Consider the following 19,888-nt stretch of genomic DNA (forward strand, 5'->3'; position numbering starts at 1 on the left):
CATACTTCGACCCGTAGTGTAAGCACTGCATACATTGGGCTTGCGGCGATCCTCCTCGAGGCGTGGATCGCCGGGAACCGCGGTGACGGCCCCGCGGTCCGGGCGGGCGACGCGTGCACGTTTTGACGGGGGCGTGCGGCCGTGTTCGCCTCGACTTGGGAGTGAGCCCTTCACAGGTCGTGTGAACGGAGTGCCATGAAGGCTGTATCGATCAAGGAGCCGGGAGGCCCGGAGGTCCTGGAGTGGATCGACGTCGACGATCCCGTGCCGGCGGCGGGGGAGGTCGTCGTCGAGGTGGCGGCCGGTGCTCTGAACCGGGCGGACGTCATGCAGCGGTGGGGGCTGTATCCGCTGGCGCCGGGCACGTCGCCGTATCCGGGCCTGGAGGTCTCGGGCCGTATCGGCGCCGTCGGTGAGGACGTGACCGGTTGGCGGGTCGGCGACGAGGTGTGCGCGTTGCTGACCGGGGGCGGCTACGCCGAGAGGGTGGCCGTTCCGGCGGGGCAACTGCTGACGGTGCCCGGGAACGTCGGCCTGGTCGAGGCGGCGGCCCTGCCCGAGGCGGCGGCCACGGTGTGGTCCAACCTGGTCATGACCGCGGGGCTGAAGAAGGGGGAGACGCTCCTCGTGCACGGCGGGGGCGGAGGCATCGGCACCTTCGCGATCCAGATCGCCAAGGCGCTCGGGGCCCGTGTGGTGACCACGGTCGGCGGGCCCGAGAAGGCGGCGCGGGCGCGGGAGTTGGGCGCCGATGTGACGATCGACTACCGCACGGAGGACTTCGGCGAGCACGGTCCCTACGACGTGATCCTCGATGTGATCGGCGGCGGCTATCTCGAACGCAACGTGCGTTCGCTGGCCGCGGACGGGCGCCTGGTCGTCATCGGTCTGCAGGACGGTCTGGAGGGTCAACTGAACCTTGCGGAGCTGGTGTTCAAGCGGGTGTCGGTGTTCGGCACCACGTTGCGCACCCGATCCGCGGCGCAGAAGGCCGCCATCGTCGCGGACGTGCAGCGCCACGTCTGGCCGATGATCGAGAGCGGGGCCGTGCGGCTGGTCGTCGACCGGACGCTGCCGATGTCCGAGGCCGCCGAGGCGCATCGGGTGATGGAGTCGGGTGGGCACACCGGCAAGATCGTGCTGGTGAACGCCTGAGGCACGCCGTGCCGACGGGGGTGCGTCGGGACCGACGCCGAGACGGAGGCGCAGACCGCGCCGCCGTCCGGTGCCGGCCCGGCGGCCCGATCCCGTGGCGGCGTGGCCGCCCCGGTGGCGGCGGCGCGGAACCAACAGCCGCGACGTGCGCGTAAGCGGTGAAAGGAGTCCCATGGACACCCGGATCGACCTCGCCGGTCTGCCCGTCGACACGAGTTCGCCGGTCCTGGTCACCGGCGCCACCGGCTACGTGGCGGGCTGGATCGTGAAGGGCCTGCTCGACGCCGGCGCCACCGTCCATGCGGCGGTCCGGGACCCGGGCAACACCGGGAAGGTGCGGCACCTGCTCGATGCTGCCGGCGCCGCGCCGGGGGCGTTGCGCCTGTTCGCGTCCGACCTGCTGCGGGACGGCTCGTACGCCCCGGCGATGCAGGAGTGCCGGATCGTGATCCACACCGCTTCCCCGTTCGTTCGCGTGGTCCGGGACCCGCAGCGCGATCTGGTCGACCCGGCCGTACGCGGCACACGCAACGTGCTCGGCACCGCGGACACGGTGCCCGGCGTCGAGCGGGTGGTGCTGACCAGTTCGATCGCGGCGATGATCGGCGACGCCCAGGACATCGTGCACCTGCCGGGCCGGATCGTTACCGAGGAGGTCTGGAACACGACCTCGTCGCTGACCCGCGAGCCCTACAGCTACTCCAAGACCCTCGCCGAGCAGGAGGCGTGGCGCATCGCGGAGGCGCAGGACCGATGGCGCCTCGTCGTGATCAACCCGGGCCTGGTGGTCGGGCCGGCTTTGAACCCCGACCCGACCAGCGAGAGCTTCACCATCGCCCGGCAGATGGCGGGCGCCGCGGTGCGCTTCGGTGCTCCCCGCGTTGCATTGGCCGTCGTCGACGTGCGCGAGGTGGCGTACGCGCACCTCGCGGCCGCGTTCCTGCCCGACGCGCAGGGGCGTCATCTCGTCGTCGCGGAGAGCACCGACACCGTCGACCTCGGGCGCAGGCTCCTGCCCGCCTACGGGTCGCGGTACGCGCTGCCGCGGCGTGCGCTCCCCAAGTCCGTCGCGGTCGCGGTTGCCCCGGCGGCCGGACTCGACCGGGCGTACCTGCGCCGCAACATCGGCTTTCACCTGCGCGCCGACACCACCAGGAGTCGCCGGGCGCTCGGTGTGCGCTACCGGCCTGCGCAGGAGTCCATCGAGGACATGTTCGGCCAACTGGATCGGCCGGGCGCCCGGCGCCGGTAGCGTCGCTCTGCCGCGGGTCTGCTACCCGCCGGTGTGCCCGTCGCGGCGGTTGCCGGGTTCCGTCGCCGGGGCGCCCGGGGCTGCTGTGCGCCGCTGCCTCAGGACGGCGGCGAGCATGGTGACGAGGATTCCGCCGAGCGCCCAGGCCGACAGGACCAGGAGGGAAGAGGTCGTGGCGTTGCCGTGGAAGTAGGCGATCGAGCGGGCCGCCCAGGTGCCCGCCCCCGGTGGCAGGGCCGGGCCGATCGCCTGCCAGAACGGCGGCAGCATCGGTTGAGGGAAGGCGCCGCCCGCGCTCGGGTTGCCCGCGATGACCACGAGCAGGATGGCCAGGCCGATGCCGATGATGCCGAAGAGTCCCTGGAGGGCGAGGGTGGCGGACCCCACCGCGAAGATGATCAGCGTGCCGAGCCACCACAGGGACACCACGCTGCCCGGCAGGGCCCCCAGGATCGGTCCGACGATGACCGCGCCGCCGAGTCCGCCGGCGATCGCGACGAGCGTCATCGTGCCCAGCCGTGTCGCTGCGCGGGTGGGGTTGGCGGGGCGTGCGCCGGCGCTGATCGCCAGGATCGACGCGCACAGGTAGGCCCCGACGCACCAGCCGATGACGAGGTAGAAGGCCGACAGGGCGTTGAAGTCGTGCGACGAGGCCGGCGCCACGTCGACCGTGCGGACGGTGCGACCCTGCGTCCGGTCCACGGTCGCGGTCAGCGCGTCCAGGGCGAGGGCGAGGGCTTTGCCGCCGCCGGAGGCGACCAGCAGAGTGTCGGTCGTGCCGGCCGGGTTCACCACGAGGGCGCCGTCGATATCCCGATTCTTGATCTGCTTCCGGGCGGCTGCTTCGTCGGCCACCGCGCGCGGGTCCAACGGCGAGCGCGGCAGCTTGTCGAGACGCGCCACGGTCTGCTCCGCCGCTGCCCGCGGCGCCACGACTCCGAAGGGCACGTCCTTGAGCCTGGGGTCGTGCAGCGCCCCCACGTAGGAGGCGATGAACAGCATCTGGAGGGCGATCACGCCGATCACCAATACCGTGGCGCGTGGGGTGACGGCGTCCTTCACCTCGGCCCACACACTCTGTGTCATGTCCCCACGGTCCGGCGCGATGCTCCGATACGCAGGTCCGGGCGGCCGAATGGGTGCACGCCGCAACGGGGAACGGGACGGTCGGCGGCGTGGAGCCTTCGCGTCGGGTTGCGGTGCGCGGGCCGCGCACCAGGATTGGTCGAGAGGGCCTCGTCCCGCGGGCCGCCGACCGCAGCCGTGCGGGCGGGCCGCACCTTCCAAGGCACGCAGGTGCCCGTGATTGGAGCCGACATGACCCCGCTTCCCCCGCCGATCACGCCCTACCTCGAACCCGCCGCCCGGGAGTTGTGCGCGGCGACCGACCCGCATCCCCGGATCTACGAGGTACCCCCCGAGAAGGGGCGCGAGATCCTGCTGGAGTTGCAGAGCGACCCGAGCGTGCCCCGCCCGGACGTCGACGAGGAGTGGGTCGACGTGGACGCGGGCGAGTGGGGCACCGTCCGCACCCGCATCATCCGGCCCAAGGGAACCACCGGTGCGCTGCCGGTGGTGTTCTACATCCACGGCGCCGGCTGGGTCTTCGGCGACGACAAGACCCACGACCGCCTCTTCCGCGAACTCACCGTCGGCGCGGGCGCCGCCGGTGTCTTCCCGGTCTACGACAGGGCGCCGGAGGCGAAGTACCCCACCCAGATCGAGCAGAACTACGCCGTGGGGCAGTGGGTCCTGGAGCACGGCGCTGAGCACGGTCTGGACACCTCGCGGATCGCGGTGACCGGCGAGTCGGTCGGCGGCTGCATGTCGACGGTGTTCGCGCTGATGAACAAGGAACGCGGCGGCATCGACCTCAAGGCCCAGGTCCTGCTCTACCCGGTGACCGACGCCGACTTCGACACCCCGTCGTACCTGCAGTTCGCCGAGGGCTACTACCTCACCCGCGACGGCATGAAGTGGTTCTGGGACGCCTACACCACCGACCCCGCCCAACGCGCCGAACACCACGCCTCCCCCCTGCGGGCGAGCCTCGACCAGCTCAAGGGCCTCCCGACCACCCTGGTCATCACCGACGAGGCCGACGTGCTGCGCGACGAGGGCGAGCAGTACGCCAACAGGCTGCGCGAAGCCGGCGTCGACGTCACCTCCGTCCGCGTGGCCGGCATGGTCCACGACTTCCTCCTCCTGGACAGCCTGCGCGACACCCGCGCCGCGAACGTCGCCCGCACACTCGCCGTCGACGCCCTGCGCACCGCGCTGCACGGCGGCTGACGCGGCTCGGCGTTCCTCGCACAGACACCGGGCCGGGCCCGCCGGCGCCCACGTGGCGCGGGCGGGGCCGGCCCTTTCGCGTTCTCGGCCGGTGACGCAGGGTCCCGGGCCCACCGCATTGTTGACGGTGCTTACATCCCCGGCTAATCTGATGTATGCACTGCTCACATATGAAGGAGTAAGCCGATGTCATCGCCCCAGCAGGACACCGTCGAGGTCGATCTGGGCGGCCGTGCCGTCACCGTCCCCAAGGGCGGCCTGTACGACCGGTACCGGATGGACACCGATCTCGACGAGGTCGCCCGCGACCCCCGCGTCGGCGGCGTCGACTTCTTCCGGCGTCTGCCGAAGACCCGCGTCGACTCGCCGATCGGCAGCACGCTCACCCCGAACTTCTACTACCGGGTCTCGACGGCCCGGCTGACGATGCTGGCCCGCTCCCGCGCGATCCGCGGGCGCCTGCCCGCCGAGCTCGCGCCGCTGGAGGTCGCGCCGGGCTTCGGGCTGGTCTCGGTCATGTTCTTCCGCTACGACGTGTGCGACATCGACTTCTACACCGAGGCCGCCGTCGGAATCGCCGTCAAACCGGCCCGGCACGGCGGGCTCGGACTCGTCGACCTCGCCGCCGCCCTCAAGAACGAGCACCTCGACTCGTACGTGCTGTCCCTGCCGGTGAGCACACGGATCGCGCAGGTCCGCGGGCACGACGGCTACGGCTTCCCCAAGTGGGTGACCGGACTCGACGTCGACATCGACGCCGAACGAACGACCGCGCGCGTGGCCAACGACACGGGCGGGACCGACGTTTCGCTCTCGGTGCCCACCCCCCGCCAGACCGCGTATCCCAGCGGCGAGCGCGTCTCGGCCCTGACCTCGTACACGTCGATCAACGGCGCGTGGCACTCCACTTTCAGCCAGACCAACGTGCTGTCGGCGGGCACCAGGCGCCGCCCCCGCGACCTCGTCCTGGAGGTCGGGGAGGGCCGCATGGCCGACGACCTGCGCTCACTCGACCCCACCAGGACCGTACGGCTCGACGTCATGACCGAGGGACAACTCGCCCTGCACATGCCGGTCCCCGTCTCCGTCCCGACCCGCCGCTAGGCACAGGAGCCCCTATGTCCACCGACCACGCCCTTCTCGACACCCACACCGCGCGCCTGCCCGCATCGCTGACCCCGGACCTGATCAGGCGCCTGACCCGCCGCGTTGCCGCGGCCGCGGACGCGACCCGGGTCACCACCGAGGCCCCGTACACCGGCGCCCCGCTCGCCGACCTGCCCGTGTCCACGCCGACCGACGTCGAGGACGCGTTCGCCCGAGCCCGGACCGCCCAGCGGGCCTGGGCCGCCACACCGCTGCGCGAGCGCGCGAGGATTTTGCTGCGCTTCCACGACCTGGTCCTGGCCCGCCGGGACCAGGCCCTGGACCTCATGCAGGCGGAAAACGGCAAGACCCGCCGCGACGCGTTCCTGGAGGTGACCGACATCGCCATCACCTCCCGCTACTACGCGCGCGGCGCCGACAAGCTCTTGAGGCCCAGGCGCCGCCGCGGTGCGATCCCGGTGCTCACCCACACCACCGAACTGCGCCACCCCAAGGGCGTGGTCACGGTCATCTCCCCGTGGAACTACCCGCTCAGCATGGCCGCCGGCGACGCCATCCCGGCGCTGATGGCCGGCAACGCCGTCGTCCAGAAGCCCGACACCCAGACCGCGCTCACCGCACTGTGGGCGCTCGACCTGATGCACGAGGCCGGCCTGCCGGCCGATGTGTGGCAGATGGTCGTCGGCCGCGGCAGCTCCATCGGCGGCGCGCTGATGGACAACGCCGACTACATGATGTTCACCGGGTCCACCGCGAGCGGCCGCCGCATCGCGAGCGACGCCGGGGCGCGCCTGATCGGCGCGTCCCTCGAACTCGGCGGCAAGAACGCCATGATCGTCCTCGACGACGCCGACATCGACAAGGCGGCCGACGGCGCCGTCGCCGCGTGCTTCCCCTCGGCCGGCCAGCTCTGCGTCTCCATCGAGCGGCTGTACGTGGCCGAATCCGTCCGCGACCGGTTCGTCGCCGCCTTCGTCGCCCGCACCGGGAAGCTCAAGCTCGGCGCGTCGTACGACTACGGCATCGACGTCGGCAGCCTGACCACCCCGTCCCAACTGGCCACCGTCACCGCACACGTCGACGACGCCGTCGCCAAGGGCGCGACCGTCCTCGCCGGTGGCAGGGCGCGCCCGGACCTCGGGCCGCTGTTCTACGAACCGACGATCCTGGCCGACGTCACCCCCGACATGACCGTGTACGAGCACGAGACCTTCGGCCCCGTCGTCTCGATCTACTCCTACCGCGACGTCGACGACGCGATCACGCGCGCCAACGCCACGCCCTACGGCCTCAACGCCAGCGTCTGGTCCCGCAACGGCGCCCGCGGCAGGGCCGTCGCCGCACGCGTCCACGCCGGCACCGTCAACGTCAACGAGGCGTTCGCCGCCGCCTGGGGCAGCATCGACGCCCCCATGGGCGGCATGGGCGACTCCGGACTCGGACGCCGCCACGGCGCCGACGGAATCCTCAAGTACACCGAACCCCAAACCGTCGCCCACCAGCGCATCCAGGGCTTCACCCCGCCGGCACGCGTCTCACCCGAAGCCTGGGCGTCCGCGCTCACCGGCGCGTTGAAGGTCCTGAAGGCCGCCCGTGTCCGCTGACCTGCGAAGCAGCGCCGCCGCGGCACCCACGGCACCGGCCGCGTGGTCACCGCGGCGGCGGTGACCACGTCCCGATTCACCACAGCCCTCATGACAACGACTCGACGGCCGAACCGAGGGCGTACCACCGGCGCACGAACGCCCCGCTTCGAGGACCGAGGCCGGGGTTCGCCGGATGATGACGTGAGCCGCGCCGAACCCGTCCGGTGCGCCGAACATGAACCGTCGGCCGGACCCGAGCGCGGCCCACGGCTGCGGCTTCCAAGGCGGGCAGGGCGAGGATCTCGGACACCATCGTGAAGGGGCATCGCCCGATCGCCGGTCGAAAGAGCCGGCGGACCGGGGCCTGGAACAGCGCGCGACGGAAGTGGTGCCGCAGTCGAGCCCAGGTAGGCGCCGCCCACGTCACGACGGTGCCCGACGGAAGCGACGCCGATCGGGCGCATACACGGGCGCGCGGAGACAGCGGTCCCCGCGACGGTCGAACGCGCGGTCCGGCCGGGCGGTCGGGTCAGCCCACGTCGGCGACGAGACGCTTGGCGAGGGGTTCGGACGAGGCCGGGTTCTGGCCGGTGTAGAGGTTGCGGTCGACGACGACGAACGGGCGCAGCGGTACGCGGGACTTGGTGTAGTGGGCGCCGCTGTCGCGCAGGCGGTCCTCAAGGAGCCATTGGGCCTTGCGGCCGAAGCTGTTGAACTTCTCCTCGACGTTGGACAGGCCGGTCATCCGGTACCCGGTGAAGGGCCAAGATCCGTCGGCGTCGTGTGCCGCGAAGGCGGCGGCGGGTGCGTGGCACAGGAGCGCGAGGGGTTTGCCGGAGGCCAGTACGCGGGTGAGCAGCGCGCCGGAGACCGGGTCGACCGCGAGGTCTTCCATCGGCCCGTGGCCGCCGGGGTAGAAGACCACGTCGAAGGCGTCCGGGTCGACGTCGTCCAGCGATCGGGGGTCGGCCGTCTGGGTCTCGATGGTGTCCAGGTACCGGCGGACTTCGCGCAGTCTGGACGGTCGACCGGCGGTCCAGGACATGCTGAGCCGGTCGAGTGTGGGCGGCTTTCCGCCCGGGGTGGCGATCGTGGTCTCCCAGCCGGCCCCGGTGAAGATCTTGTGCGGCATCGCCAGTTCCTCACCCCAGAAGCCGGAGGGGTGCACGACGCCGTTGCGAAGGGTCCAGCGATCCGCCGCGGACACCACGATGAGGACCTTGGTCATGTCGTTCTCCTTCACGTTCGGGGCTCGGACGCCGGCGCCGTCCGCGTGTACCCGGCACGGATACCCCTGATCGTCGTCCGTCCATGTACGGCCGCGGGCGATCGGCCGTTACTCGTCGTGGTCCAGGGGGCGTGAGGTTTCGGCGGTGGGCAGCCAGGCGCGGTAATGACGCAGTGCCCGCCGCTGCAGGCGTTGCTCGCACAGCAGGGCGCGCGCCGGGTGGGTCCCGGGCCGAGGGGCGCCGCCTCGGGCGATGCGGCGCATCTGGTGGCGGACCTGCGCCATGCTCGCGGCCGACGCGAGGGACTTGTCGGTCCAGGTCACCGGGCGCAGCTCCCGGTCGGCCTCGCGGCCGTCGCGCCAGCGTTCGGGCAGGTCCGGGGTGACGGCCAGGGCGGTGCCCATGCCGAGCAGGGCGACGCCGCCGGCGAGGACGCGGTCGGCGGTGTCGCGTCGGGTGATGCCGCCGGTGAGCATCAGCGGGAGGGGGCTGGTCGTGACGAGGTCCGTGGCCAGGTCGAGGAAGTAGGCCTCGCGGGCCCGGGTGCGGGTGTCGGCGGGCCGGCCGGTCATCGCCGGGCTCTCGTAGCTGCCGCCGGACAGTTCGACCAGGTCGACGTCGAGCGGTTCGAGCATCGCGATCACCCGGCGGGCGTCGTCGACGCCGAAACCGCCGCGCTGGAAGTCGGCAGAGTTGAGCTTCACCGCGACCGCGAACGACGGCGACACCACCGAGCGCACCGCGGCGACGACGTCCAGCAGCACCCTGGCCCGGTTCTCCAGCGGGCCGCCCCAGGCGTCGGTGCGCCGGTTGACCAGCGGGGACAGGAACTGCGACAGCAGGTATCCGTGCGCCGCGTGGACCTCCACGCCGTCGAACCCCGCCTCCTCGGCGCGCCGGGCGGTGGCCGCGAACCGGGCGACCGTGGCCTCGATCTGCTCGGGGGTCATCGCGGTGGGGCGGCCGAAGCGGTTGCTGTGCCGGCCGAGGTCGACGCCCACGTCGGACGGTCCCCACACGACGCCCGGCATGTCGGCCCGGACCTGGCGGCCGGGGTGGTTGATCTGCATCCAGACCGCCCCGCCGCCGGACTTGGCCGCCTCGGCCCATGCGGCGAACGGCTCCAACGGCGCCGCCTCGTCGAGCACCACGCCGCCGGGGCCGGTGAGCGCCTCGGCGTGGACCATCACGTTGCCGGTGATCAGCAGCCCGGCTCCGCCGGTCGCCCAGCGCCGGTACAACGCGATCAGCCCGGCGCCGGGAACCTGGCCGGGTCCGGCCATGTTCTCCTCCATGGCCGCCTTCGCGATCCGATTGCCCAGCACCTGCCCGGAGCGCAGGGCCAGCGGCGAGAACAACTCGCTGGTCATCCGCGTTCTCCTCTCAATCTTTCGATCTCGGAATCCCCTACAATGTGTGCACTGCTCACATTAGAGCATCGATGTAAGCGGTGCATACACGAAGGGGTGTGACCCATGTCGCAAAACGGCGGCTCGTACCATCACGGCGATCTGCGCACGGCATGCCTGCGCGCCGCGCGGGAACTGCTGGAGGAGAACGGCAGCGCCGCGCTGTCCCTGCGGGCGGTGGCCCGGCGGGCCGGCGTATCGACCGGCGCCCCGTACCGCCACTACGCCGACCGCGAGGCTCTGCTGTCCGCGGTGGCCGCCGAGGGCTACCGCGAACTCGCCGAACACCTCGTCGCCGCGCACCCGTCACCGGCCACCCCCGACGAACTCGCCGACGTCGCCGTCGCCTACGTGCGCTTCGCGCTCGACCGCCCCGCGGTCTTCCGGGTGATGTTCGCCGAACCCTGCGACCCCACCAACCAGGACCGGGTCGACGCGACCGCCGCCATCAAGGACTACGTGCGCGGCATCGCCCGCGCCGCCTTCCCCCACGGCGACCCCGAAGCGCTCTCGACCATGGTCTGGGCCCTGGTCCACGGCCTGGCGTTCCTGCACCTCGACGGCAAACTCGACGCGTCCACCCCGGACGTCGTCGCGGACCACGTCCGCACCACCGTCCACGCGCTGTTCACCGCCACCCCGGCCATGCCTCAAACCACCGCAACACCGCTTGAGCAGGCAACCCCTAGCAGGTGACCGGAGCGTTCGCCGGCACTCCGGCGACCGGACCGGCCACCCACGTGCGATCGGCAGCGAAACCTTCATCCAAGTCCGAGCATGGCGTGGCCATACAAGGTGAACCTCACATCCCTCTCCTGCTCGCCCGCCTGACCCTCCCCAACCGTTACCGCGTCGACATCATCGAACCCTCCACGCAATCGCAAGCCGGGAGGGTGGCGCTGTGGCTCTCTCCAGTGGAGTGCATTAGGTTGAATGTCAGTGAGACTGACATCGGGAGAGATGTGAACGAGCGTGCGTTCAATGCGGGCATCGGGCAACGAGTGCGCGCCGCCAGGGTGCGCACTGGTCTGACCCAGGAACTCCTGGCTCGCAAGACGGGACTGACCCGAGGATCGATCACGAACATCGAATCAGGCGTCCAGGCACCTCCGCCGTACCGCCTGGCACGCATCGCCGCGGCACTGGAAGTGGAGCCGGCCGAACTGCTTCCTCCGCTGGTGGACGCCGGGCCCGCCCATGACCTGCCCGAGCACCTTGCCGACGTTGTCGCGTCCGTCGTTTCGGCGGCACAAAAAATGCGAGGTTCCGATGGCCAGGGCTGACACGACTGCGACCGCCCTCCTGGCACAGTTCGGGATCGTGGAGCCACCCGTCGATCCCTGGGTACTGGCCGGCAAGCTCGACGTTCTCGTGGTGGCTCAGAAGATGGACGACGAAGTGTCCGGCATGCTGTTGCGTCGCGATGAGGAGAAGGTGATCGGCGTGAACGAAGGGCATGCCGAGGTGCGCCAGCGCTTCACCGTGGCGCACGAGCTCGGCCACCTCCTGCTTCACGCAGGCCGACCGCTCATCCTCGACACGGGGACCCGTGTGAACCTTCGCGACAGCGTTTCGAGCATGGCCACGGATCGAGAGGAGATCGAAGCCAATCGTTTCGCCGCCGCCCTCCTGGCGCCGGAAGTGATGGTGCGACGCGAAGCCAGGAAGGTCCGGTTCAGTTCGGCGGATGAGCTCGTCCGACGCCTGTCCGAGCGCTTCGGAATGAGCACAACCGCCATGAACTACCGGCTGATGAACCTGGGCATCATCTCCGACCCCACCTAGAACGCATCGCCCACTCGGGCGAGCAACCCAGTCGAAACGAACGGGCCGCAAACAGCGGCCCTTTCGCACACTCGTCCATGTCAGCCAAATTGTCATTCCAAGGGGTAGTCAAACACGCGATCATCGTGCTGTCATGGACGTGGCGCCTGAGGTCTCTGAGGCATCAGACGCCTCGCTTCACGCAGTTCCACGACGAAAACCACGACGGCACTCGTTGTCCGTCAGCAAGGAGAAGCGCCATGAGCACGACGGAAGCGGCCGGACGTCGCATCCCGATCTTCATCGACGGCCACGAGTACGAATCCCGCACCGAACACGTCAGCGCAGCGAACCTCCGCCACCTCGCGCGGCCTGCGATCCCGCAGGACAAGGAGATCTGGCTCGACATCCCCGACGCGTTGGACCGCCCCCTGGAGGAGGACGAGACAATCGCGTTGGTTCCGGGGATGCGGTTCTTCAGTGAGATTCGCGAGATCTCGATCCACATTGATCGTGCCGCCTACACGGTCACCCGGAAGCGGATGACCGGAGCCGAGCTGCGGGCCGTACCCGTGCCCCCGGTGGCGGCCGACCGTGATCTGTGGCTGGACATCGTCGACAAGCAAGACAAGAAGATCGCCGACGACGAGACCGTCCGGCTGCGAGACGGGATGCGCTTCTTCACCGCACCTGGGCGCATCAACCCCGGTTCACGGTAGGAGCCATGCAAATGGATCTTCCTCCCGAGGACCACTCGTTCCTGCGTCGGGAAGGCTTCGATTACGAGGTCTTCGAAGACGGTGGGATGCTCTGCGTTCAGCTCACGAACGTGGACCTGCCCCAAGGCCTCAGCGCGGGCAACGCGGATGTCTTGGTCCGCCTGGCACCGCTCTACCCCGACGTGCCTCCCGATATGTGGTGGGTCTCACCGGCCCTCATCACCGCCCAAGGCGCTGTCATCCCGGCCACCGAAGTCCAAGAGACCTTTCGCGGAGGCACGTGGCAGCGCTGGTCCCGCCATCTCCCACCAGGGGCCTGGTTGGCGGGCATCGACGGCTTCGAGAGCTACTTCTCGCTGATCCGGGCCGAACTGCACACCGCAGCAGGAGGCGCGGCATGAACACAACCACGCTGGCACTCTCCCAATCCTTGGCCGACGACCTCCTGCGAATGGTCCAACGCCCTGTAGAGAGCGGTGCCGTACTACTCACCCGCACAGCCCGCCTGGACAACGAGAGGCTTCGCCTTGTCGGTGCCCAGCTCTTCGAAGTGCCCGACGACCTCTATCTGAAGCGGACAGCCAGGAGCCTCGGCGTTCCCTCGGAGGGCTTCATGCCGGCCCTGCGCGTGGCCGAGGAATACGGGTGCGTCGCCCTCTGGGTTCACACCCACCCCACTCGGGATTCGACACCTCGACCCAGCCGACACGACCGGGAAGTGGACGCGCAACTCGCATGCACGTTTGCCGAACGTACCGGCTCGGGACTCTACGGCGCGCTCACACTCGGCCACCGCGATGGACATCTGACCTTCACCGGACACATCGAAGGACGAGAGCACTCGAAGATCGACCGGATATTCGTGGCTGGCGAGCGCTTCGAACTGTTGCGTTCCTTCGACTCCAGGGTTCCGAAACTCCCGAGTCTGCACGACCGCCACGTCCGCGCCTTCGGCGCCGAGATCCCACGTGTTCTGGGTGAACTGCGCATCGCGATCATCGGTACGGGCGGGACGGGCTCCGCAGTGGCAGAACAACTCGTCCGACTCGGCGTTCGCCATCTCACTCTCGTCGACCCCGACACCCTCTCCGAGAGCAACCTCACGCGCGTCTACGGGTCCACCCTTGAGGACGTGGGTCGAGACAAGGTCGACGTCATCGCCGATCACCTCGAACGCATCGCGAGGAACCTGCACATCACGCGCGTCAGCGGAACAGTCAGCCGGCAACGCATCGCACGGCAAGTTGTCGGGGCGGACGTTGTCTTCGGCTGTACCGACGACGACGCAGGTCGTCTCAGGCTCTCGCGCTTCTCCTATGCCTACCTGACTCCTGTGATCGATTGCGGCATCCAGATCGACGCAACGAGCAACGGCACCATCCGCGACATCATCGGACGTGTCACCGTCCTGCATCCCGGCGCCGCATGCCTGCCCTGCCGAGGGCGGGTCTCGATGCCGATCGCGGCGGCGCAAGAACGCCCCGTGCAAGAACAGTTGAGGCTCCAGAAGGAGGGATACGCGCCGGCCCTCCCTGGCATCGAGCCGGCCGTGGTCACCTACACCACCGCGACCGCTGCAGCCGCAGTCGGCGAGCTTCTTGAACGCCTCGTTGGCTACGGCCCCGACTCCCGCCCCAGCGAAGTCCTACTCCGGCTGCACGATCGGGAGATCTCCAGCAATCACCAAGAGCCCACACCCGGTCACTACTGCGCCGGCGAAGACCCCACCCAGCTTGGGGACACGGATCGCTACTGGGGACTCGGTTGGACCGCGTAGGAGTTCCGGCGTGGCTGGCCTGGCCATGGCGTCGACGATGGAGCGTCGGCTCGACCGTGCCCAGCGTGCATGACGTCCCGGAACGGCTCCGCAGGAAAACAGCCATCCTGGTGGGCTCCGGTACCCATCGGAAGTGGCTGGTCTTCGACTGCCCCTGCCGGGAGCACCATCGAGTCATGATCAACCTGGATCCCGACAACTGGCCCGCTTGGAGCATCCTCAACCCCGCGCCGCTCACCGTCATCCCGAGCATCGACGAGCGACGAGGCACAACCCGCTGCCACTACATCTTGCGTGAGGGACGCATCGTCTGGGTCTGAGATGCGCAACCCTGCGGGCCGCCTCACATCCAGCGCCTCTATCGATGCTGCCGTGAAGTTCGGGCGGCACCGAGCTGATCCTTCGGTTGAAGAGAGATGACCATCAGCCCGTGTTGGATGCGAACCGGGAACGCTTCTTGGCCGCTGGGGGTGCGTGCCCATGGTGATCAGAGAAGGATGCGACGCTGCCGAAACTTGTTGCCGCATTGCTGTCGACGGCGCCTTCCTGCCGCAACTCGGCGACCAGCAACCTGGCCCTTCCGGCACCGATGTGGAGTTGCTTGCGCAGATTCTCGGCGGAGATAGGGCGCCGGTGCAGTGCCCAATGCTGCGCGTTCTCATGGCGGGCACGAGTCATCAGACCTTCGACCGGCACCGCGGCGCCATGCACCTTCTGTTGATCCCTCTCAAGCAAAGGAACATCCACTCGCGATGTGCCGTCGCGCACCGCCGCACATGAGGTTCCCAGGAGCGTTTCGCCTTCTACTACAGCATCGTGGGTTCCTAGGACGTCCGGCTTCTGCCCTTGCTTCAGGCACCGGAGCAGACTCGGTCCAACCTCGGACCAGCCGATGAGCAGCAACGGGCCCACCGCATCGAAGGCCGCCTTGCCGAACTGTCGGGTGATCAGTGGTTCAGCCACATTCAGAGCGAGCGTAATCAAGCTGGAGAAGATCAACAGTCGCTTCGCAGGGCGCAGTTGCTCTGGCGTAGCTCCATGGAGCGCGAGGTACCGCACAGCCAACAACAAGCCGAGAATGGACAGGTCGACGGCTGGTGCGACGAGCGGCGCCACCCATGGCGTGACTTCAAGCCGGAGCGCCAAGTCCCAGACGTTGCCGAAGCCGAAGAGGAAGGTCAGACCGATGACGGCGCCGATGATCCAGGTGACGGCGCGCAAGGGTGAGGACGCCTGAGCGTTCGCGGGGCCGCTCATGGCAGGCTCCGCAACTGAGTGAGGTTCACGCCTGTGGGTGACGCATCGTCGCGGACAGCAGCGCTAGCGTGGGACGCAGCGATAGGAGCGAAGGATCCGCTCAGGTGGATCGGTTGGGGGTATGGGTCGAGTCCCCCCTCGGACACCGAGGAACATCGGCGAACTTCATCGCCCACAGGTTGTACATGACACGTGCGGATCGAGACTTGTCTCGGTCCGCACGTGTCGTATGCCCAGGGGCGGGGCGAGGGGTGCCGTTCGAGTGGGGGCTCTGGTGCGGCGCGGGCGGCCGGGGGGCGGGCCGGCCGGTCGCGGTCAGGAATCGACGTGGGTTGCCATTCCGTCGAGCAGGAATTCGAGGCCGACGGCGAAACTGTGGTCCCAGTCGGTGTCGGCGATGTAGTTGTGGGCGGCGACGGTCGGATAGCAGTCGCGTTGGCTTTCCAGGTATTCCTGGCCGATCCGGGTCTCCTCCGGTGAAAGCTGGAGGCTGGATTGGGTGGCGGTCGCGCCCATCACATGGTTATAGAGTGCCCAGGTTGCCGGGTTCAGTCGATTCTCGGCCAGCCCGGCACGGAGCAGTGCCGATTGCAGAAATTCCATCCAGGTCAGGAAATTCGGGCCTATCAGCGGGCGCTGCCGCGAGGGCACCGTGGCTGCCCACGGGTGGCGCAACATCGCCTGGCGCCAATCGTTGATCAGTGCCGCGATATCGTCCCGGGGGCTCGCGGTGTGCCCGGTCGGGACCGGTGCCTCGCCGAAGATCGCGTCCACGGCCAGGTCGATGACGTCGTCCTTCGTCGCCACGTGCCAGTAGAGCGTGGTCGCGCCCACCTGAAGCTTTTCGGCCAGCCGACGCATCGTCAGCCGTTCCATTCCCTCTTCGTCCAACAGGGCGACGGCCGCCTGAATGATGCGGGCCCGGGTGAGTGGTGGCTCACCGCTTTTGTTTCCGCGTGAGGGGCGCAGCCAGACATTGCCTACGCTCCGGCCGGCGTGGCTACCCGAATTCTGCTCTTTATCTACGATGACCTTCACCTCCATATTCACGTGGCCGCCTCGATAAAGGTGCGCACAACGTATCACTGCGGGTCGTGCCTGCTTCCGCTCCGCTGTCGTGCATTCCGGGGTCGAGGCCCCGGGAAACGGAAGCCGAAGCCCCGATTCGCGCGGGCGCGGGCCCGGGTGTGGTGCCGGTCGGGTCCGACCGCGCACCGCCTCTCCATGGTGACGGCCCGCCACCGGCGAGGACGAACCGGCTCCCCCACGAAGGGGTGACCCGCGCCGCCGCCTGGTCGATTCGAAATTTGGCGCGGGTGGTGAACTCCCTTGTTTTGAAGGGCAGTTGGTGCCTTCGGACGGCTCCGCGCGGGCTGTCGGGCGCGCGGATTCGGAGCGTTACCGCGCGTCGGGCTGTAGTACGCTCGTCGACTACTAGACCAATGTTCGAGTACCTAGACCGAAGTGCGAGTTGGTTGTGACGGACATTCAGCAGGAAGCCTTCGAGTCCCCAGCGCAGTCGAACAAGCGATGGTGGACCCTCCCGGTAATCAGCCTGGCCACGTTGATGATCGTTTTGGACGCGACGATCGTGAACATCGCGCTTCCTTCGGCACAGCAGGACCTGGGCATGTCGGACGCCAACCGACACTGGGTGATCACGGCGTACGCGCTGGCCTTCGGCGGCTTACTGCTCGTCGGCGGACGTGTGTGTGGCGTACTCGGCCACCGCAGGTCGTTCGCGATCGGCCTGCTCGGCTTCGCGGTCGCCTCCACCGTCGGCGGCCTCGCCGAGAACGTGGGCACCCTGGTCGGGGCACGCGCCGCCCAGGGGCTGTTCGCCGCACTGCTCGCCCCGGCGGCGCTCTCGCTGTTGACCCTGACGTTCACCGACGCGGTCGAACGCGGCAAGGCCTTCGGCGTGTTCGCCGCGGTCGGCGCGGGCGGCGCGGCCCTCGGCGTGGTGGCCGGCGGTCTGCTCACCGAATACGCCGACTGGCGCTGGTGCCTCTACATCAACATCCCGATGTGCCTGATCGCGCTGGCCGGCGTCCCGCTGATCCTGCGCGACGAACCCAGCGGCAGCCTGCGCACGATCGATGTGCCCGGCGTACTGCTGAGCACCAGCGGTCTGGTCGCGATGGTCTACGCGTTCACCCAGGCCGAGCCGCGCGGCTGGGACGACCCGCTGGTCCTGCTCCTGCTGTTCGGCGGCATCGTGCTGTTGGCCCTGTTCGTGGGCGTGCAGACGAAGTCGAAGAACCCGCTGATGCCCCTGCACATCGTCCTGCACAAGGTGCGCGGCGCGGCCTTCGTGTCGGTGTGGGTGATGTTCATTTCGATCTACGGCTTCTACCTGTTCATGAGCTACTACTCGCAGACGATTCTCGGGTATTCGCCGGTGAAGACCGGCATGTCGCTGCTCGTGAACGCGGTCAGCACGATCATCGGCTCCATGCTGATCGCCGCGAAGCTGCACAATCGGGTCGCCCCGCGATTCCTGATCGTCTTCAGCCTGCTCTCCGCCGCGGCCGGGTTGTTGATCCTCACCCAGCTCGAAGCGGACAGCTCGCACGTGTTCATGGCGTACCTGGTTCCCGCGCAGATCCTCACCGGGATCGGCCTCGGCTGCCTGCTCGCGGTGGCCACGAACCTGGCCATGGTCGACGTCGGTTGGCACGAGGCGGGAATCGCGTCCGCGGCGTACAACGCGGTCCAGCAGGTGGGCGCCGCGCTCGGTACGGCCCTGTTCAACTCGATTCAGACCAGTGTCACCTCGTCCTACCTGGACGACCACGGAAACGGTAAGGCCGCGGTGAAGTCCGGGATCGTGCACGGATATTCGGTGGCGCTCTGGGTGGCCTTCGGTGTGCTCGCCGTCGGCGCGCTCGCCGTCGGGTTGATCTCCCGCGGCAGGCAGACGGCGCCGAGCCCGCAACCGGAGACGGCGGTCCCGAGCGTCGAAGTGGGTTCCTGAGGAATACCGAGAGAGCAGCGGCTGGGAAGGAGATTGGTCATGGACTGTGATCGGTCACCGGTCACCGTGGTGGACGGCTACGTGCCGCTCATCGACTTGTCTTCGAGGGACAGCGCCCGGGGGCGCGCCGCGATCGCCGACGCCATCGGCGGAGCGTGCGAGGATTCCGGGTTCTTCATAATCGTCAACCACCGTGTCCCGGCGAATCTCGTGGACCGCATGTACACGGCGACCAACGGCTTCTTCACGTTGCCGGACGAGAAGAAGAACCTGGTGGCCAATCGCCCCGGCGTATCCGGCTTCCGCCGGATGGGCGGCACGACCGCGCGCAGCATCGGTCGAACGTCGCCTCCGGACCTGTGCGAAGCCTTCTCCGCGCACACCACGGGCGAGTTGGGCGACGAGGAGCGTCGTCGGCTCGGCGATCAGTGGGCGACCTGGACGCTGGCCAACATCTGGCCCGAGGAACCCGCCGACTTCAAGCCGGTCTGGCAGGAGTACATGGCGGTGATAGGGGAGCTGTCCGCGGACCTCATGCGGCTGTTCGCCCTGGCCCTCGGGTTGGCCGAGGACTTCTTCGAGGACAAGTTCGACCACCACGGCTCGTCGGTCACGGTCAACTACTACCCGCCGCAACTGGAACCGCCGCTGCCGGGTCAGCTGCGCCGGGGTCCGCACACGGACTTCGGCGGGCTGACCGTGCTCTACCAGGAGGACGAACGCGGCGGCCTCCAGGTGCTCCAGGGCGGGACGAGGTGGCGTGACGTCCCGGCGATCCCGGGCACGTTCGTCGTCAACATCGGCGACCTGATGGCCCTGTGGACCGGCGGGCGGTGGGTGTCGACGATGCACCGGGTGGTCAACCCCGCGCGCGGGGACACCTCGTCCCGACTGACCATCCCGTTCTTCTACATGCCCAACCACGACGCGCCGATCGAGCCGATGCGTCCCTTCCGGGAGACGCGCGCCATCGACCGATACGACACGGTGACGGCCGGGCAGTGGATGTCACGAAAAATACAGAAGTTGTTCGCTACCGACGCGTAGCGCATAGGAGGGGCCCATTCCTTCCAGCGGCCGATCCGCCGATGAACCGCCTCCCTCGCGGGGGTTGTTCATCGCGCGGATCGGCCATCTGTCGTTGGCTTTTCGCGAAATCGAGCGCGAAATTCGGCCGGGTCCGGATGAGTTGACAGATTTTGCTGCCGGCCATGGCCGGCACCGGCGACCCCGCCTAGTGTCAAAGCGTGGCGCCGATCGCGGCCGAGTGTTCGGGAAAGTCGGCGAAACATCATGGAAACGTCAAGGATTCACCGCGTCGGAGTCATCGAAGTCAAAGACTCACAGAGGCGGAGAGTCACAGA

The 19,888-nt window shown here is 68.9% G+C and carries 19 protein-coding genes; 14 read left to right on the forward strand and 5 right to left on the reverse strand.

Annotated features, from left to right (window positions below):
* Window positions 1-195 precede the first annotated feature (195 nt).
* Both ACWGR4_RS01765 and ACWGR4_RS01770 read left to right on the forward strand, forming a co-directional pair.
* A complete protein-coding gene (locus ACWGR4_RS01765; protein ID WP_452128262.1) occupies window positions 196-1,155 on the forward strand; it encodes an NAD(P)H-quinone oxidoreductase in 960 nt (319 codons plus the stop codon).
* Between the two features lie 172 nt (window positions 1,156-1,327).
* Window positions 1,328-2,407, forward strand: coding sequence for an NAD-dependent epimerase/dehydratase family protein (locus ACWGR4_RS01770; RefSeq protein ID WP_452128263.1), 1,080 nt, complete (start codon window positions 1,328-1,330; stop codon window positions 2,405-2,407).
* A 21-nt stretch (window positions 2,408-2,428) separates the two neighbouring features.
* On the opposite strand, the gene ACWGR4_RS01775 is transcribed toward ACWGR4_RS01770, so the two are convergent.
* Window positions 2,429-3,493, reverse strand: coding sequence for a DUF3533 domain-containing protein (locus ACWGR4_RS01775; protein ID WP_452128264.1), 1,065 nt, complete (start codon window positions 3,491-3,493; stop codon window positions 2,429-2,431).
* Between the two features lie 231 nt (window positions 3,494-3,724).
* Here ACWGR4_RS01775 and ACWGR4_RS01780 point away from each other — a divergent pair, with 231 nt between their 5' ends.
* The 3 genes from ACWGR4_RS01780 (at window position 3,725) to ACWGR4_RS01790 (ending at window position 7,410) form a co-directional block, all read left to right on the forward strand.
* Window positions 3,725-4,699, forward strand: coding sequence for an alpha/beta hydrolase (locus ACWGR4_RS01780; RefSeq protein WP_452128265.1), 975 nt, complete (start codon window positions 3,725-3,727; stop codon window positions 4,697-4,699).
* Between the two features lie 186 nt (window positions 4,700-4,885).
* Window positions 4,886-5,803, forward strand: coding sequence for an acetoacetate decarboxylase family protein (locus tag ACWGR4_RS01785; RefSeq protein WP_452128266.1), 918 nt, complete (start codon window positions 4,886-4,888; stop codon window positions 5,801-5,803).
* 14 nt (window positions 5,804-5,817) lie between these two features.
* Window positions 5,818-7,410 carry a succinic semialdehyde dehydrogenase gene (locus tag ACWGR4_RS01790; RefSeq protein WP_452128267.1) on the forward strand — a complete coding sequence of 531 codons (1,593 nt, stop codon included), beginning with the start codon at window positions 5,818-5,820 and terminating at the stop codon, window positions 7,408-7,410.
* A gap of 511 nt (window positions 7,411-7,921) precedes the next feature.
* Here the strand turns inward: ACWGR4_RS01790 and ACWGR4_RS01795 are convergent.
* Entirely contained in the window at window positions 7,922-8,620 is a 699-nt protein-coding gene (locus tag ACWGR4_RS01795) for a type 1 glutamine amidotransferase domain-containing protein (RefSeq protein WP_452128268.1), read from the reverse strand.
* A gap of 108 nt (window positions 8,621-8,728) precedes the next feature.
* Window positions 8,729-9,991, reverse strand: a complete 1,263-nt coding sequence (locus tag ACWGR4_RS01800) for an oxidoreductase (protein WP_452128269.1) — start codon at window positions 9,989-9,991, stop codon at window positions 8,729-8,731.
* Between the two features lie 105 nt (window positions 9,992-10,096).
* Here ACWGR4_RS01800 and ACWGR4_RS01805 point away from each other — a divergent pair, with 105 nt between their 5' ends.
* From ACWGR4_RS01805 to ACWGR4_RS01835, 7 genes are all read left to right on the forward strand, one after another.
* Window positions 10,097-10,726 carry a TetR/AcrR family transcriptional regulator gene (locus ACWGR4_RS01805; RefSeq protein ID WP_452128270.1) on the forward strand — a complete coding sequence of 210 codons (630 nt, stop codon included), beginning with the start codon at window positions 10,097-10,099 and terminating at the stop codon, window positions 10,724-10,726.
* Window positions 10,723-11,313 (forward strand): helix-turn-helix domain-containing protein, encoded by a 591-nt coding sequence (locus ACWGR4_RS01810; RefSeq protein WP_452128271.1) that lies wholly within the window; start codon window positions 10,723-10,725, stop codon window positions 11,311-11,313. Before ACWGR4_RS01805 ends, ACWGR4_RS01810 begins: the two co-directional genes overlap by 4 nt.
* Before the next feature lie 37 nt (window positions 11,314-11,350).
* Window positions 11,351-11,815, forward strand: coding sequence for an ImmA/IrrE family metallo-endopeptidase (locus ACWGR4_RS01815; protein ID WP_452128272.1), 465 nt, complete (start codon window positions 11,351-11,353; stop codon window positions 11,813-11,815).
* 239 nt (window positions 11,816-12,054) lie between these two features.
* A complete protein-coding gene (locus tag ACWGR4_RS01820) occupies window positions 12,055-12,513 on the forward strand; it encodes a multiubiquitin domain-containing protein (protein ID WP_452128273.1) in 459 nt (152 codons plus the stop codon).
* A gap of 11 nt (window positions 12,514-12,524) precedes the next feature.
* Window positions 12,525-12,914, forward strand: coding sequence for an E2/UBC family protein (locus ACWGR4_RS01825; protein WP_452128274.1), 390 nt, complete (start codon window positions 12,525-12,527; stop codon window positions 12,912-12,914).
* Window positions 12,911-14,290, forward strand: a complete 1,380-nt coding sequence (locus ACWGR4_RS01830) for a HesA/MoeB/ThiF family protein (protein WP_452128275.1) — start codon at window positions 12,911-12,913, stop codon at window positions 14,288-14,290. Before ACWGR4_RS01825 ends, ACWGR4_RS01830 begins: the two co-directional genes overlap by 4 nt.
* 110 nt (window positions 14,291-14,400) lie before the next feature.
* Window positions 14,401-14,610: a DUF6527 family protein gene (locus tag ACWGR4_RS01835; RefSeq protein ID WP_452128326.1), complete on the forward strand. Its 210-nt coding sequence runs from the start codon at window positions 14,401-14,403 to the stop codon at window positions 14,608-14,610.
* A gap of 103 nt (window positions 14,611-14,713) precedes the next feature.
* On the opposite strand, the gene ACWGR4_RS01840 is transcribed toward ACWGR4_RS01835, so the two are convergent.
* Together ACWGR4_RS01840 and ACWGR4_RS01845 are read right to left on the reverse strand one after the other, a co-directional pair.
* Entirely contained in the window at window positions 14,714-15,547 is an 834-nt protein-coding gene (locus ACWGR4_RS01840; RefSeq protein ID WP_452128329.1) for a DUF2637 domain-containing protein, read from the reverse strand.
* Window positions 15,548-15,862: 315 nt separating this feature from the next.
* Window positions 15,863-16,591, reverse strand: a complete 729-nt coding sequence (locus ACWGR4_RS01845; protein ID WP_126639629.1) for a TetR/AcrR family transcriptional regulator — start codon at window positions 16,589-16,591, stop codon at window positions 15,863-15,865.
* 433 nt (window positions 16,592-17,024) lie between these two features.
* On the opposite strand from ACWGR4_RS01845, the gene ACWGR4_RS01850 reads away from it, so the two are divergent.
* Both ACWGR4_RS01850 and ACWGR4_RS01855 read left to right on the forward strand, forming a co-directional pair.
* Window positions 17,025-18,524 carry an MFS transporter gene (locus ACWGR4_RS01850; RefSeq protein WP_379996734.1) on the forward strand — a complete coding sequence of 500 codons (1,500 nt, stop codon included), beginning with the start codon at window positions 17,025-17,027 and terminating at the stop codon, window positions 18,522-18,524.
* Between the two features lie 39 nt (window positions 18,525-18,563).
* A complete protein-coding gene (locus tag ACWGR4_RS01855; protein ID WP_379996736.1) occupies window positions 18,564-19,571 on the forward strand; it encodes an isopenicillin N synthase family dioxygenase in 1,008 nt (335 codons plus the stop codon).
* The last annotated feature ends 317 nt before the right edge of the window (window positions 19,572-19,888 follow it).

The organism is Embleya sp. NPDC055664, from assembly GCF_053618075.1.